Origin of the sequence: Streptomyces misionensis, from assembly GCF_900104815.1 — a bacterium.
GTDB lineage: Bacteria > Actinomycetota > Actinomycetes > Streptomycetales > Streptomycetaceae > Streptomyces > Streptomyces misionensis.
In genome coordinates, this window is record NZ_FNTD01000004.1 from 827,408 (window position 1) to 840,979 (window position 13,572).

At 73.7% G+C, this 13,572-nt stretch carries 16 protein-coding genes; 7 read left to right on the plus strand and 9 right to left on the minus strand.

Annotated elements, in window-relative coordinates; all coding sequences use genetic code 11:
* The first annotated feature begins 84 nt into the window (after nt 1–84).
* The gene (locus BLW85_RS05325; protein WP_070028428.1) at nt 85–519 is read left to right on the plus strand and encodes a cupin domain-containing protein; all 435 of its coding nucleotides are present in this window, start codon (nt 85–87) and stop codon (nt 517–519) included.
* Nucleotides 520–695: 176 nt separating this feature from the next.
* On the opposite strand, the gene BLW85_RS39260 is transcribed toward BLW85_RS05325, so the two are convergent.
* The 3 genes from BLW85_RS39260 to BLW85_RS05335 all read right to left on the minus strand — a co-directional run bounded on the left by BLW85_RS39260 (nt 696) and on the right by BLW85_RS05335 (nt 2,077).
* Entirely contained in the window at nt 696–872 is a 177-nt protein-coding gene (locus tag BLW85_RS39260; protein WP_167381379.1) for a PAS domain-containing protein, read from the minus strand.
* A 64-nt stretch (nt 873–936) separates the two neighbouring features.
* Entirely contained in the window at nt 937–1,404 is a 468-nt protein-coding gene (locus BLW85_RS05330; protein ID WP_074991071.1) for a peroxiredoxin, read from the minus strand.
* Between the two features lie 151 nt (nt 1,405–1,555).
* Nucleotides 1,556–2,077 (minus strand): MarR family winged helix-turn-helix transcriptional regulator, encoded by a 522-nt coding sequence (locus BLW85_RS05335; protein ID WP_070028424.1) that lies wholly within the window; start codon nt 2,075–2,077, stop codon nt 1,556–1,558.
* A 260-nt stretch (nt 2,078–2,337) separates the two neighbouring features.
* Between BLW85_RS05335 and BLW85_RS05340 the strand changes: the two genes are divergently transcribed.
* From BLW85_RS05340 to hemC, 4 genes are all read left to right on the plus strand, one after another.
* Complete coding sequence (locus BLW85_RS05340; protein WP_070028422.1) at nt 2,338–2,718, plus strand: SH3 domain-containing protein; 381 nt, start codon at nt 2,338–2,340, stop codon at nt 2,716–2,718.
* Between the two features lie 191 nt (nt 2,719–2,909).
* Nucleotides 2,910–3,689 (plus strand): helix-turn-helix domain-containing protein, encoded by a 780-nt coding sequence (locus BLW85_RS39265; protein WP_074991073.1) that lies wholly within the window; start codon nt 2,910–2,912, stop codon nt 3,687–3,689.
* 116 nt (nt 3,690–3,805) lie between these two features.
* Nucleotides 3,806–4,762: an ATP-dependent DNA ligase gene (locus BLW85_RS05350; protein ID WP_079172596.1), complete on the plus strand. Its 957-nt coding sequence runs from the start codon at nt 3,806–3,808 to the stop codon at nt 4,760–4,762.
* 18 nt (nt 4,763–4,780) lie between these two features.
* On the plus strand, nt 4,781–5,722 hold the full coding sequence (hemC, locus tag BLW85_RS05355) for a hydroxymethylbilane synthase (protein WP_177330190.1): 942 nt from the start codon (nt 4,781–4,783) through the stop codon (nt 5,720–5,722).
* Between the two features lie 21 nt (nt 5,723–5,743).
* Here the strand turns inward: hemC and BLW85_RS05360 are convergent, their stop codons facing one another.
* From BLW85_RS05360 to BLW85_RS05375, 4 genes are all read right to left on the minus strand, one after another.
* Nucleotides 5,744–6,271: a hypothetical protein gene (locus BLW85_RS05360; RefSeq protein ID WP_074991077.1), complete on the minus strand. Its 528-nt coding sequence runs from the start codon at nt 6,269–6,271 to the stop codon at nt 5,744–5,746.
* A 183-nt stretch (nt 6,272–6,454) separates the two neighbouring features.
* Nucleotides 6,455–7,315: an ABC transporter permease gene (locus tag BLW85_RS05365; RefSeq protein WP_074991080.1), complete on the minus strand. Its 861-nt coding sequence runs from the start codon at nt 7,313–7,315 to the stop codon at nt 6,455–6,457.
* Nucleotides 7,275–8,171: an ABC transporter ATP-binding protein gene (locus tag BLW85_RS05370; RefSeq protein ID WP_239697936.1), complete on the minus strand. Its 897-nt coding sequence runs from the start codon at nt 8,169–8,171 to the stop codon at nt 7,275–7,277. The genes BLW85_RS05365 and BLW85_RS05370 overlap by 41 nt, the downstream gene beginning before the upstream one ends.
* Entirely contained in the window at nt 8,168–8,722 is a 555-nt protein-coding gene (locus BLW85_RS05375; protein WP_244174816.1) for a MarR family winged helix-turn-helix transcriptional regulator, read from the minus strand. Before BLW85_RS05375 ends, BLW85_RS05370 begins: the two co-directional genes overlap by 4 nt.
* A 280-nt stretch (nt 8,723–9,002) precedes the next feature.
* On the opposite strand from BLW85_RS05375, the gene BLW85_RS05380 reads away from it, so the two are divergent.
* Together BLW85_RS05380 and BLW85_RS05390 are read left to right on the plus strand one after the other, a co-directional pair.
* Nucleotides 9,003–9,800 carry an RNA polymerase sigma factor SigF gene (locus BLW85_RS05380; protein WP_107409069.1) on the plus strand — a complete coding sequence of 266 codons (798 nt, stop codon included), beginning with the start codon at nt 9,003–9,005 and terminating at the stop codon, nt 9,798–9,800.
* Between the two features lie 232 nt (nt 9,801–10,032).
* Nucleotides 10,033–10,863: a glyoxalase/bleomycin resistance/extradiol dioxygenase family protein gene (locus BLW85_RS05390; protein WP_070028409.1), complete on the plus strand. Its 831-nt coding sequence runs from the start codon at nt 10,033–10,035 to the stop codon at nt 10,861–10,863.
* Nucleotides 10,864–10,891: 28 nt separating this feature from the next.
* On the opposite strand, the gene glgX is transcribed toward BLW85_RS05390, so the two are convergent.
* Both glgX and BLW85_RS05400 read right to left on the minus strand, forming a co-directional pair.
* Nucleotides 10,892–13,039, minus strand: coding sequence for a glycogen debranching protein GlgX (glgX, locus tag BLW85_RS05395; protein WP_107409070.1), 2,148 nt, complete (start codon nt 13,037–13,039; stop codon nt 10,892–10,894).
* Nucleotides 13,036–13,548, minus strand: coding sequence for a pep a2 (locus tag BLW85_RS05400; protein ID WP_070028407.1), 513 nt, complete (start codon nt 13,546–13,548; stop codon nt 13,036–13,038). Before BLW85_RS05400 ends, glgX begins: the two co-directional genes overlap by 4 nt.
* Nucleotides 13,549–13,572 lie beyond the last annotated feature (24 nt).

The window sequence follows — 13,572 nt, forward strand, 5'->3', positions numbered from 1 at the left end:
GGGGATTGACCGGTTCCGGCCACAGCCTGATCGCTTTGCGCCTATGTTCGCGCCGACATCCCTCGCTTCCCGGGAGGCATCCGTATGCGCACAGCACTGCGCGGCGCCCTGATCGGCGCCGTGACCGCCGCCACCGTACTGACCTGCGGCACGGCCGGGGCGACCCCGTCGGGCCCCGGGGTGACGGCCCGCACGATCACCGAGCGGACCGTCGACGGCACCGACTACACCCTGCGCGAGATCACCATCCCGCCGGGCCAGAGCACCGGTTGGCACTACCACGACGGCCCGCTCTACGGCGTGGTCAGGCAGGGCACGCTGAGCCACTTCGACTCCTCCTGCGCCTCGGACGGCGTGTACCGGGCGGGTTCGCCGGTCAAGGAGCCCGCCGGGCCCGGGCATGTGCACATAGGCCGCAACCTCGGTGACACGCCGGTCGTGCTCGACGTGTGGTACGTGCTGCCGCACGGCTCGCCGTTCTCCGAGGACGCCCCGAACCCGGGCTGCGCCTTCCAGTAGGGCGGCCGGTCAGGCCGGGAGAACCGGCCGGTCGGCGCGGCCTCGGGAACGCCGAGGACCTTGCAGGCGGCGTCGCCGGCGCCCAGGTAGCGCTGCCGGAGGTCGGAGACGGACATGACAGCGGAAGCGTGTTCGAACGCCTGGGCGGCCGACGCGGCGCGGGCGGCTCCGGGCGGCTAGGCGACGAGCAGGCCGGCCGGGGTCCTGCCGGACGTGTCCCCGGCGAACAGGCCGGTGGCCACCCGGCCCACGACGTCCTGGGCCGGGTGGCCCGTGAGCAGCCGGGCGCCCTCGCTCCACCCGGTCACCACACCCTGGGCCTCGACGATCGCCATGGCGGCGACGCGGCCCATGGACCCCAAAGGGATCCCATCGCCCCGGCTCCTCGAGCGCGGGCCCGGCGACGGCGGGCCGGGGTCAGGACCGGTGGGCGCGCAGGGCCGCGAGGGCCTTGTCGGCGTGGGTGTTCATGCGCAGCTCGCTGCGGACGATCTCGACGACGGTGCGGTCCGGGGCGATGACGAAGGTGACGCGCTTGGTGGGGGCGAGGGTGAAGCCGCGCCGGACCCCGAACCGCTCGCGGACGGCGCCGTCGGTGTCGGACAGCAGCGGCATGCCGAGGGTGTGCCGCCCGGCGAACTCCCGCTGTTTGCCGACCTCGTCGCCGCTGATCCCGACGGGCCGGGCGCCGAGCGCCGCGAACTCGGCGGCCAGGTCGCGGAAGTGGCATGCCTCGGCGGTGCAGCCCGGGGTGAGGGCGGCGGGGTAGAAGAAGAGCACCACGGGGCCGTCGGCCAGCAGGTCGGCGAGCCTGCGGACGGTGCCGGTCTCGTCGGGCAGGGCGAAGTCCTCGACCCTCTCCCCCACTTCGATCCGCCCGCTCATGACCGCGCCCTCGCGGGTGCGGCGGCGGACGGCAGGGGCGGGCGTTCACAGCGGGGCACGGTTCCTCCTCGGGGGATGGCCTGCCGCCGGATATTACGGGACGGTACGGCACCGGGCGGGCCGTTCGCGCGACCGCCTACGCCGGGCCCGCTCAGCCCGCGCCCTCCCCGGCCGCCTCCGGCCCCGCGCCGACCTGCGCGGAGTGCGCCAGGAAGTCGTCGACCATGCGGTGGAAGAGCGTGGCCAGCTCCCGCAGCTCCTCGGGCCGCCAGCCGGCGAGGGCGAGCTGCATCTCGTGGGCCCCGGCCTCCCGGATCCGGCCGACGGCCCGCCGGCCGGCGTCGGTGAGCCGGATGCGCTGGGCGCGCCGGTCGTCGGGGTCGGGGACACGGGTGACGTATCCCGCCCGCTGGAGCTGCTGCACCGTCCGCGTCACGTGCGAGGCCTCTACGCCGAGCCGGTGGGCGACCTCCCCCGGCCGCAGCGGCTCACAGTCGGCGATCTGCCGCAGCAGCGCCACGGCGGCCCGGTCCAGGGAGATGCCGGTCAGGGCGCGCATCCGTTCGTGATGGCGGGTGCGCGTGCCGAGATAGGTGATGCGGGTGAGGGCGCGCTCGATCTCGGCGACCTCCGGGGAGGCGGCGGGCGGGCCGGACGGCGAGGGCGCGGGCATGTCTCCGAGTGTACGCAGACATTGCCCGGCTCATCCTTTTCATCCCGGTACGGCGGACGGCACGCCCCGCTCCCGCCCGGCACGACCGCCGGACCTCGCGCACCCCGGCAGGCGGGGCGCCCCGGGGCCTCGCGCCCGTGTGCCGGGACGTCCCGGGCCGTCCCAGGGGACGCCGGACCGGCATGGTGACGGTTCGTCACGGCAAGACTGGGCGACGTGATCGCTGCTCGTGGTCACGAGATCGACAGCCGGAGGTTTCCATGATCCGACGGGCCCTCAAGAGCGTCCTGCCGGCCGCGGCCGCGGTGCTCGCCCTGCTGCCCGTGACGGCCGGTGCCGCCGCGGCGAGCACGGTGGCCGCGCACCCGGTGGCCGCGGTCGCCGCCCCGCACCACGCCCGCACGCACCACTACCTCAACGGCCGGGTCGCCACCCGGCACGGCCGGCTCAACGTCCGCTCCGGACCGGGCACCCGCTACCGGGTCGTCGGCCACCGGGACGCCCGCCGGCTCATCTCCGTGAGCTGCAAGTCCGAGGGCTCCCGGGTGCACGGCAACCGCCTGTGGTACCGGCTCCCGAACCACCGGGGCTACGTCTCCGCCCACTACGTGCGCACCGGCCGGTACGTCCCCTGGTGCTGACGCCCGAAGTCCGCACCGACCACTGACCGCCGAGGGCCTGTCCGGGAACCGCTTCCCGAACAGGCCTTCGGCGCAGGGGTGCTTGACCCCGCCCATACCTCGTCACGGGTTGCAGCCGCCGCACGACAGGGAAGCCATCCCGGCAACAGGGGCGAAACGCCCATACGGGAATGGGAGTCGAGGAACGCACGATGCGGCACCCCCAAGGATCGACCGCGCCGGACGAGCCACTGGTGGTGAGACTGCGCGAGCTGAAGGACCGCACGGGGCTGAGCCTGGCGGCGCTGGCCGCGCGCACCCCCTACAGCAAGTCCGCCTGGCACCGCTACCTTTCGGGCGGCAAGCGCCCGCCGCTGCCCGCGGTGGAGGCCCTGTGCCGGCTGGCCGACGCCGATCCGGCGGCCATACTGGCGCTGTGGGAGGCGGCCGACGCGCCCGCTCCCCCGGACCCGCCCGACGAGGCGCCCCGCGGCAGGCGGCCTTCCTGGCTCCCGCTGTGGCTCCCGGTGTCCGCGCTCGCGCTGTTCGGCGCAGCCACCGCGGTGGCCGCCGCCGTGGCCCTGTCCGGGCGCCCGGGGTCCGCGCCCGCGGCCCGGCCCCTGACCTCGGTACCGCGCTGCCACGGCACCTCCTGCCAGGGCGTGTTGCCCGACGCCTCCTTCTGCGCCCGGGACGCGCAGACCCGCAGCGAGGTCACCGACCCGGCCTATGCGGTGCGGCTGCGCTACTCGCCGTCCTGCGGCACCGCCTGGTCGGAGGTGCGGATGCGCGTCCGGCACGCCCGGGAGGTGTCGGTGCGGGCCGGCGAGAACGTCCTCACCGCGAGCTATCCGGCGGACGACACGACGGGGACCAACAGCCCGATGCTTCCGGTGACTTCGCCGCGGGGCGTGGCGGCGTGCGCCGAGGTGGACGGGGAGGTGGTGTGCGCGGGCCTGGAGGGCGACGGGCCGCCGGGCGACCGGGACTGAGCCCGGCGGCCCCCGCAGCCCGTTCAGGGGAACCGGCGGCCGAAGGCGCGTGAGGGGGGCGGGAACGGTCGACATCTTCTGCCGTGACCGCCGTAGCCCTGCCGCTCATCGCGCCCATGCTCGCCACCCCCGGCTCGCTGCCGCCCGCCGCGCAGGACGCCCGGTGGGCCTACGAGACCAAGCAGGACGGGCAGCGGGTGATGGTCTACCTGCCCGGGGACGGCCGGATGGTGCTGCGCGCCCGCTCGGGCGAGGAGATCACCGGGGCGTATCCGGAGCTGCGGCCGCTGGGCGGCGCGCTCGGCGGGACGCCCGCGATCCTCGACGGCGAGGTACTGGCCCTGGACGCGCGCGGCCGGGCCGACTTCCAGCTCCTGCAGAGCCGGATGGGGCTGGCCCACGCGCCCGCGCGGGCCGCCCGCCGGGCCGCTCAGGTGCCGGTGCACCTGGTGCTGTTCGACGTGCCCTATCTGGTGGAGCCGCTGCTGCGGCAGCCGTACGCGCGGCGCCGGGCCCGGCTGACGGAGCTGGGCCTCGCCGGGCCGCACTGGTCGACGCCGGGCGCGCTGACCGGGCACGGCGCCGAGGCGCTCGCGGCCACCCGGGAGCACGGCCTGGAGGGCCTGGTGTGCAAGCGGCTCGATTCCGTTTACGAGCCCGGGGTGCGCTCCCGCGCCTGGATCAAGATCCGCAACATGCGGGCGGAGGACGTGATCGTGGGCGGCTGGCTGCCCGGCCGGGGGCGGCTGACCGGATTGCCCGGCGCCGTGCTGGTGGGCCAGCGGGACGCGGCGGGCCGGCTGCGCTACGTCGGCGGGGTGGGCACCGGCTGGAGCGGGGCGGAGCGGACGGCGCTGGCGCAGCTGCTGCGGGACGCCGCGAGCGAGCGCTGCCCGTTCGTACCGGTGCCCCGCGTCCCCCAGGCCCGCTGGGTGCTGCCCCGCCTGGTGGGCGAGGTCTCCTACAGCACCCGTACCCGCTCGGGGATGCTGCGCCAGCCGTCCTGGCTGCGGCTGCGCCCCGACCTCACCCCCGAGGACTCGGCCGCGGACCTGCCCGCGGACGCCGGGTGAGGGCCGTGGGTCTATCGTGTGCGCATGCCGGTTCCCGAACTGATCCGAATCGTCTCCCGTGACTCGCCCATGGCACTGGCCCAAGTGGAGCGGGTACGCGCCGAGTTGGCCGCCCTGCACCCGGGGGTGCGCACCGAGGTCGTCCCCGTGAAGACCACCGGGGACAAGTGGCTCGGCGATCTGTCCCACGTCGAGGGCAAGGGGGCGTTCACCAAGGAGGTGGACGCGGCCCTGCTGGCCGGCGAGGCGGATCTCGCCGTGCACTGCGTGAAGGACGTGCCCGCGGACCGGCCGCTGCCCGCCGGGACGGTGTTCGCCGCGTTCCTGAAGCGGGACGACATCCGTGACGCGCTGGTTCACCCGGGCGGGCTCACCCTGGACGAGTTGCCGGCCGGCACCCGGATCGGCACCTCCGCGGTGCGCCGGATCGCCCAGCTGGCCGCCACCCACCCCCATCTGGAGTGCGTGCCGTTCCGCGGCAACGCCAACCGCCGGCTGCAGAAGCTGGCCGAGGGCGAGGCGGACGCGCTGCTGCTCGCGGTGTCCGGTCTGGAGCGCATCGGCCGGTCGGACGTGATCACCGAGGTGCTGTCCGCGGAGACGATGATGCCGCCGATCGGCGCGGGCATCCTCGCCCTTCAGTGCCGGGAGGACGACACGGCGCTGATCGACGCCGTCAGCGGGCTCGGCGACCCGGACACCCACCGGGAGGCGACGGCCGAGCGGATGTTCCTGCATGTGCTCCAGGGGCACTGCAACAGCCCGATCGCCGGGTACGCGCGGGTCGACCGCGGCGGTGAACTCTCCCTGCGGGCCTGTGTGTTCACGCCCGACGGCAAGACCCGGCTGAACGCCCACGAGTGGGCGGGCCGGCTCGACCCGGCGACGCTCGGCACCTCGGTCGCGGTGGCGCTGCTGCGGCAGGGCGCGCGGGAGATCATCGACGGTATCGCGCACTGAGCGGCGGGCACCGGGCGCCGGTTACGCGGCGCCCGGTTCCGTCTGCTCCTTCAGGAAGGCGGTGACCTGGTGCGCCAGGTCGGCGGCCGGCCCGCAGCCCGTGGGGGCGGCCGTCGCCGTCCCTTCCGTCAGTCCGGCGCCGCCGGCCCACAGCCGGCGGTCGGTCCACTCCTCGTCCACCCGGAGCTGCACCTGCACGTCCACCTGGGTGAGGGCGGCCTCGGGGGCGGCGGCGTAGAGGACGGCGGTGGCCCGGCGCAGCGGATAGACGTCGAAGCCCTCGATGAACTGCGAGTTGCGCCAGTCGATGAAGGCGCCCTCGCCGTCCGGGCCGACGCGGATGTCGACCTGCCCGTCCTCCAGGTGGACGCCGAAGTGCCGCACGCCGCGGTTCTCGACCGTCACCCGGACGCTGAAGTACGTCAGCCCGGCAGCGGCGTCGTCGCGTCCGCGCGGTGGTTCGCCCGCCTCCAGGCGGTGGACGCGGACCCGCAGACCGGCATGCTCCTCGTACTCCTGCCAGTCACCGACCACGTTCGGCTCGTACACACTGCCCCTCTCGACCCCGGAGTGTCTATCTGTGGGCTCAGCGCACTGTCAAATGAGCGGAATGCGCCCGGCCCAGGGGGTTCGCCCCCTTTGATCGTCGATCAAGCGCTGCCCAGGAGGAATCCCTCCGGGCGGCCCCGGGCGCGGTCCCGGCGCGTGCCGCACATCACGTTCGGCGCGTGATCACCGAGCGAGCCGGCCGAGCAGTGAGGAGGCCGCCGTGATGCCGAGGGCCGCGGCGACCACCAGCACCCCGAAGTCGGCGCCGAGGTGCGCGGGCGTGCCGAGCAGCAGCCCGCGCAGCGCGTCGACCTGATAGCTCAGCGGGTTGACCTTGCTGACGGCCTGCAGCCAGCCCGGCATCACCGAGACCGGATACAGGGCGTTGGAGCCGAAGAACAGCGGCATGGTGATCGCCTGCCCGAAGCCCATCAGCCGGTCGCGGCTGAGCACGATGCCCGCGATGGTCATCGAGAGGCAGGAGAAGAACACCGAGGCCAGCACCACGGCCACCGCGACGCCGAGCAGCCTCAGCGGGTTCCAGGTCAGGGCGACGCCGAGCAGGGCGGCGATGACGATCACGACGATCGCCTGCACCAGCGACTTCACGCCGGCCGCGAACGCCTTGCCGGTGATCAGCGCCGAGCGCGGGGTCGGGGTGACGAGGAGCTTGTTGAGGATGCCCGCGTCCCGTTCCCAGATGATCTGGATGCCGTAGAAGATCGCGATGAACATGGCGGACTGGGCGATGATGCCGGGCGCCATGTAGTCGATGTACGGGATGCCCCCGGTGGGTATCGCCCGGATCCGGGTGAAGGTCTGCCCGAAGATCAGCAGCCACAGGGCGGGCTGCACCGCGCGGGTGTACAGCTCGGTGCGGTCGTGGCGCAGCTTCTGGAGCTCCACCGCGCACATGGCGACGACCCGGGCGGGCAGCAGCCGCCACCCGGCGCGCGGCACCGGGGGCGTGAGCAGCAGCGCGGCGTCCTTCCCGGCGGTGCGGTCAGCCGACGCGGCGCGCGGTGCGGCGGGTGCTTCGGACATCGCGGAAACCTCCTCCGGTGTTGTCGTCGAGGCCGCTGCCGGCGATGTCCCGGAAGACGTCCTCCAGCGTGGGCAGGGTCTCGGTGCCCCGGCGTTCGGCGAGGCCGCGGCGCAGTTCGGCCGGGGTGCCGAGGGCCCGGACGCGGCCGCGGTGCATCAGGCCCACCCGGTCGCAGTACTGGTCGGCCTCGTCCATGTAGTGAGTGGTGACGAGGACGGTCATGCCGGTCGCCTCGCGCACCGCGTTGATGTGCTCCCACACGCCGGTGCGGGCGATCGGGTCGAGGCCGATGGTCGGCTCGTCCAGGATCAGCAGCCGGGGCGCGCTGACCAGGGCCTGGGCGAGTTCCAGGCGGCGGACCATGCCGCCGGAGTAGGTGCCGGCGAGCCGGTCGGCGGCGTCGGCGAGGTCGACGGCGGCGAGGGCCTGGTCGACGCGCGCGGCGCGCTCCCGGCGCGGCACGTCGAACACGCGGGCGAACAGGGCGACGTTCTCGCGCCCGGTGAGCCCGCTGTCGGCGGACAGCTGCTGGGGGACGTAGCCGAGCAGGCGGCGCACCCCCATGCGCTCCTTGGCGGCGTCGTGCCCGAAGACGCGCACCATGCCGGCGGGGACCGGCAGCAGGGTGGTGATGCAGCGGATGGCGGTGGTCTTGCCCGCGCCGTTCGGTCCGAGCAGCCCGAACACCTCGCCCTGGCGGACGGCCAGGTCGAGCCGGTCGACGGCCTTGGTGTCGCCGAAGGCGTGGCTGAGGCCGGTGCAGCTGACGGCCTCCACCGGGGCGCCGGCCGTCTCCGCCGGGGCGGCCGCCGTCGGTGCCGGGGTGGCGGGCGGGTCCGCCGGGTCGGTCGTCATGATGGCGTGTTCTCCGTCCAGGGTGCCTCCGGGGCCGCCGTCGCCCCGGCCTGCGCGCTCACGGGCTCCTCGATGTCCTCGCGCAGCCGGCCGGCCAGCCTGCGCAGGGCGGGCAGGGCCGCGTGCAGGGCGTCCCGGTCGGCCTCGTCCAGCCGGGACAGCTGCCGCCCGACCAGGTCGGCGCGGCGGCGGTGCCAGTCCGCCAGGCGCTTCTGCGCGGCCCCGGTCAGCCGCAGCCGCGCGGCCCGCCGGTCGGCCGGGTCGGTCTCCCGGATCAGGTAGGCGTCCCGTACGAGCTGGTTGACCAGCGTCGAGACCGAGTTGCTCGCCAGGTGCAGCTCCTTGGCCGCCTCCGAGACGCCGATCCCCGGCCGGGACTCCACCAGCCGCAGCAGTTCCACCTCGGCGCCGCGCAGCCGCGGCCCGGCCAGGCCGCCGCGCAGCCGGCGCCGGATCAGCCGCTGGATGCCGACCAGCGCGTCGGTCAGCTCGGCCTCGAAGGTCCCGGGCGGCGCCTGGCCGCCGGAGCCCTGTATCGCTTCGTCGTCCACGGCTGGAGATTACCTCTGTTACAGAGGTAATAACCGCCGGGCGCGTCCAAGAGAAGGTCAAGAGGACGAACCGATGTGCCGACGAAATTGATTTGCCCGATATAGGCCGAGTTGTTTGTTGATGTCCGGATGCGGGAAAATGCACGTACGTGCTTCGGACAGGAGGCACTTCCGTGGGAACCTGCCGCGCCGCGGCCGGACGCCCCAGTGTCCCTTCCCTGAGCAAGCGCGCCTCCCACGGTGTCTGTCCAGCCAGCACCGGCCGAGAGAGGTGCGCGCCATGCGTGTCACTGCCAGCACCAAGCCCCGTCCGCACCCGCACGACGACGCCCCCGACACGGGCGAGTCCTTCGAGCGGCTCGCGAAGCTGTCCGACGGCCCCGAGCGTCGAGCACTGCGGGACGAACTCGTGCGGCTCTGGCTGCCCATGGCCGAGCGGATCGCCGTGCGGTTCCGGGGCCGCGGGGAGTCCCTGGAGGACCTCTACCAGGTGGCCGCGCTGGGGCTGGTGAAGGCCGTCGACCACTACGACCCCGCGCGCGGGCGCGCCTTCGAGGCGTACGCGGTGCCCACCATCACCGGTGAGATCAAGCGGCACTTCCGGGACCACATGTGGACCCTGCACGTGCCGCGCCGGGTCCAGGACCTGCGCAACCGGGTCCGCTCCGCCGTGAAGGAGCTGTCCCAGTCCACCCCGGGCCGGCCGCCGACCGTGGCCGAGATCGCCGCGTACACCGAGCTGGACGAGGACGAGGTGCGCACCGGGATGGAGGCGCTGGAGTGCTTCTCCGCGCTGTCGCTGGACGCGGAGGTGGCGGGCACGGACGGGTACGCCCTCGGGGACTCGCTGGGCGGCCCCGACCCCGGATACGACCTCGTCGTGGACCGGGCGGCCGTCAAGCCGTTCCTCGCGGCGCTGCCCGAGCGCGAGCGCACCATTCTCTACCTGCGGTTCTTCCGCGGGATGACCCAGAGCCGGATCGCCCAGCAGCTCGGCATCTCGCAGATGCACGTCTCCCGGCTGCTCAGCGGCTGCTTCGACCGGCTGCGCGAGGAACTGCTGACGGAGGTCCCCTGATCAGGACCAGCTCGGCGACGTCGCGCAGCGTGACGTTGGTGTGCTGGGAGACCTCCCGCAGCACCTCCCAGCCCCGCTCCGGGGTGATGCGGCCGAGGGCCACCACTCCATCCTGCGCAGCCGCCTGCCCCCGCGCCGGCGGGGGTACTCGACAGGCGTTCCACCCGCTTCCGGTTGGACACTGGAGCCAGACCGGTGTCCGGCCGGTCCACGAAAGCAGGACGCGACTGCCATGAACCAAGACACCCCTGTCAGCGGCGGCACGAACGGCGCGGGGCACGGGCCGCGCCGCGGGGACGTCGTCTCCACCCAGTCCGTCTTCGGCGCACCGTGCTGGGTCAGCCTGACCAGCCGTGACCTCCAGGCCACCCAGGACTTCTACTCGGCCGTGCTCGGCTGGCGCTGGCGGGGGGCCAAGCTCGGCGAGCACTTCCGGATCGCGCTGGCGGACGGGGTGCCGGTGGCCGGGATCGCCGCCGTCGCCGCGATGTGGCAGATGGCGGTGGCGTGGACGCCGTACTTCGCGGTGCCGGACGCCGACGTCGCCGCGGCCCGGGCGCGGGAGCGGGGCGGTACGGCGGCCGTGGGCCCGCTGTCCTTCCCGCCGGGCCGGGCCGCGCTGCTCGCCGACCGGGACGGGGCGACCTTCGGGATCTGGCAGGGCGAGCTGGTCTCCAACTGGGAGGCGTGGCGGCGCGCGGCCCCCACCTTCATCCGGCTGCACACCCGCGACGCCTTCGACTCCGCGATCTTCTACGGCGAGATCCTCGACTGGGCCTCGGGGAAGCCGGGGTGCTGCGAGGTCGAGTACGACGGCGACGAGGTCGTCCTGCGCAGTCAGGGCGACGCCGTGGCGCGCATCGACTCCGGCGCGGTGGAAGCCGCCCCGGACCCCACGGTGCGACCGCACTGGCAGATCCACTTCGCCGTCGCCGATGTCACGGGGTGCGCTCGGGCCGCGGAGAAACACGGCGGGAGCGTCCTCAGGGAGGACGAGACGGAGGCGATCCTGCGGGACGCGGACGGCGCCCAGTTCACGGTGACGTCCCGGCGCCCGCACTGACCCGGCCCGGCTGACCGGACCGGGTCCGTCATGTGCCCTTCGTGCGCGACGGACGGGTCAGCAGCACCAGGCTCCGGGCCTCCACCCGCAGCCGCGTGCCCGCCTTGCGCTCCCGTTCGTCCGGGACGCCCTCCGGGTCGGCCGTGTCGACCAGGGTCGTCCAGCGTTCCGCGAACGTGTGGTCGGGCAGGCGGAAGTCGACCGGCTCCCAGTAGCCGTTGAGCAGCAGCAGGAAGGAGTCGTCGGTCAGCCTCCGTCCGTACTCGTCCCGTTCGGCGATCGCGTCGCCGTTGAGGAAGACGCCGACGGAGTGCGCGTCCGCGCGCTGCCAGTCCCGCCCGGTCATCTCGCGGGCGTCGGGCCGCAGCCACATCAGGTCGGGCAGCGGCTGCGCGGCGTTCGTCGCGGTCTCGCCCCGGAAGAAGCGGCGCCGGCGCAGCACCGGGTGCGCGGCGCGCAGCGCGATCAGCTGCCGGGTGAAGTCGACGAGGCCGCGCTGCTCGCCGGTGAGCTTCCAGTCGATCCAGGAGATCTCGTTGTCCTGGCAGTAGGCGTTGTTGTTGCCCCGCTGGCTGCGCCCGAGTTCGTCGCCGTGGCAGAGCATGGGGATGCCCTGCGACAGCAGCAGCGTGGCGAGGAGGTTGCGCTGCTGACGGGCCCGCAGTTCGAGCACGGCGGGGTCGTCGGTGTCGCCCTCCGCCCCGCAGTTCCAGGACCGGTTGTGGCTCTCGCCGTCCCGGTTGTCCTCGCCGTTGGCCTCGTTGTGCTTCTCGTTGTACGACACCAGGTCCCGCAGCGTGAACCCGTCGTGCGCGGTGACGAAGTTGACGCTCGCGCGGGGCCGGCGCCTGCTGTGCTGGTACAGGTCGGAGGAGCCGGTCAGCCGGGATGCGAACTCGCCCAGCGAGCCGGGCTCGGCGCGCCAGAAGTCCCGTACGGCGTCCCGGTAGCGGCCGTTCCACTCCGACCACAGCGGCGGGAAGTTGCCCACCTGGTAGCCGCCCTCCCCCACGTCCCAGGGTTCGGCGATCAGCTTGACGCGGCTGATCACCGGGTCCTGCTGGATCAGGTCGAAGAACGCGGACAGCCGGTCCACCTCGTGGAACTGCCGGGCCAGCGTGGCCGCGAGGTCGAACCGGAAGCCGTCGACGTGCATCTCGGTGACCCAGTACCGCAGCGAGTCCATGATCAGCTGGAGCACGTAGGGGTGCCGCATCAGCAGGCTGTTGCCGGTGCCCGTGGTGTCGTAGTAGTGCGCCCAGTCGCCGTCCACCAGACGGTAGTAGGAGGCGTTGTCGATGCCCCGGAAGGACAGAGTGGGGCCGCGTTCGTTGCCCTCGGCCGTGTGGTTGTAGACCACGTCGAGGATGACCTCCAGGCCGGCCGCGTGCAGCGCCTTCACCATCGCCTTGAACTCGTTGACCTGCTGGCCCCGGCTGCCGAAGGCGGCGTACGCGTTGTGCGGGGCGAAGAAGCCGATGGTGTTGTAGCCCCAGTAGTTGGACAGCCCGCGGTCCTGGAGCACCCCGTCCTGGACGAACTGGTGCACCGGCATCAGCTCGACCGCCGTCACCCCGAGCGAGGTCAGATGCTCGATGACGGCGGGGTGGGCGAGCCCGGCGTAGGTGCCGCGCAGCCGGGCCGGGACCTCGGGGTGCACCCGGGTCAGCCCGCGCACATGGGCCTCGTAGATCACCGAGTCGGCGTACGGCGTGCGCGGCGGCCGGTCGTCGCCCCAGTCGAAGTACGGGTCGGTGACCACGCCCAGCATGGAGTGCCCGGCGCTGTCGGCGGGGGCCGGGCCGTCCGGTGAACGCTCGTACAGGGAGGCGTGGTTGTCGATCTGACCGGCCACGGCGCGGGCGTACGGGTCGAGCAGCAGCTTCGCCGGGTTGCAGCGGTGGCCGAGCGCGGGCTGCCAGGGGCCGTGCACCCGGTAGCCGTAGCGCATGCCGGGCCCGACGCCGGGCAGATAGGCGTGCCAGACGAAGCCGTCGACCTCGTGCAGCCGTACGGGTGTCTCCCGGCCGTCGTCGTCCACGAGGATCAGGTCGACCCGCTCGGCCACCTCGCTGAACAGCGCGAAGTTGGTGCCCTGTCCGTCGAAGGCGGCACCCAACGGGTAGGGCTGCCCGCTCCACACGGGCAGCCCCTTCCGGGTGGTGCGGGGGCTCACCGGCGGCCCTCCGGGGTGGTGTCGCCGGCGGGCACGGGGGCGGCCAGGACGGCCACGCGGTGCCGGCGCGGCTCGGTCAGGCCCGTGCTCAGGAAGGGCTCGGGCGGCAGCGGCACCAGCGGGACGCGCTCGCCCGCGCGGGCCCGCTGCGAGAACCAGATGATCTTGCTGCCGGTGTCGGGGGCGCAGCAGCCCCAGCCGTCGCTCATGGCGGCGATGTCCGCGAGGGCGGCCCGCAGGTCCTGGTCCGGGCGCAGGTCCGGGTCGTCGTCACCGAAGGCGGTGATGAGGTGCTGCCCGTTCCACCACATCTCGATGGAGGTGTGCTTGTCCGTCGCGTGCTGGTCGATCGCGTGCAGCAGCAGTTCCGCGCCGCGGCAGACGGGGTCCACGAGATTGTCGAGGTCCCAGTAGCGGAGGTGGGCGGCCAGGATGCGGCTGACCTGTCCCACCCGTTCCGGGCTGACTTCCACGTCGAGGTGGTAGTAGCAGGGCACTGCGGTCTTCATCGTCGCTTGCTCCTCACCGGCGCG

What these genes read in the sequence shown, in the direction of transcription:
- BLW85_RS05390 (WP_070028409.1), top strand. Translation starts at nt 10,033, where the DNA reads ATGAACCAAGACACCCCTGTCAGCGGCGGCACGAACGGCGCGGGGCAC.
- BLW85_RS05330 (WP_074991071.1), bottom strand. Translation starts at nt 1,404, where the DNA reads ATGAGCGGGCGGATCGAAGTGGGGGAGAGGGTCGAGGACTTCGCCCTG.
- BLW85_RS05370 (WP_239697936.1), bottom strand. Translation starts at nt 8,171, where the DNA reads ATGACGACCGACCCGGCGGACCCGCCCGCCACCCCGGCACCGACGGCG.
- BLW85_RS39260 (WP_167381379.1), bottom strand. Translation starts at nt 872, where the DNA reads ATGGGCCGCGTCGCCGCCATGGCGATCGTCGAGGCCCAGGGTGTGGTG.
- BLW85_RS05340 (WP_070028422.1), top strand. Translation starts at nt 2,338, where the DNA reads ATGATCCGACGGGCCCTCAAGAGCGTCCTGCCGGCCGCGGCCGCGGTG.
- BLW85_RS39265 (WP_074991073.1), top strand. Translation starts at nt 2,910, where the DNA reads ATGCGGCACCCCCAAGGATCGACCGCGCCGGACGAGCCACTGGTGGTG.
- BLW85_RS05325 (WP_070028428.1), top strand. Translation starts at nt 85, where the DNA reads ATGCGCACAGCACTGCGCGGCGCCCTGATCGGCGCCGTGACCGCCGCC.
- BLW85_RS05400 (WP_070028407.1), bottom strand. Translation starts at nt 13,548, where the DNA reads ATGAAGACCGCAGTGCCCTGCTACTACCACCTCGACGTGGAAGTCAGC.
- BLW85_RS05380 (WP_107409069.1), top strand. Translation starts at nt 9,003, where the DNA reads ATGCGTGTCACTGCCAGCACCAAGCCCCGTCCGCACCCGCACGACGAC.
- BLW85_RS05335 (WP_070028424.1), bottom strand. Translation starts at nt 2,077, where the DNA reads ATGCCCGCGCCCTCGCCGTCCGGCCCGCCCGCCGCCTCCCCGGAGGTC.
- BLW85_RS05365 (WP_074991080.1), bottom strand. Translation starts at nt 7,315, where the DNA reads ATGTCCGAAGCACCCGCCGCACCGCGCGCCGCGTCGGCTGACCGCACC.
- BLW85_RS05350 (WP_079172596.1), top strand. Translation starts at nt 3,806, where the DNA reads ATGCTCGCCACCCCCGGCTCGCTGCCGCCCGCCGCGCAGGACGCCCGG.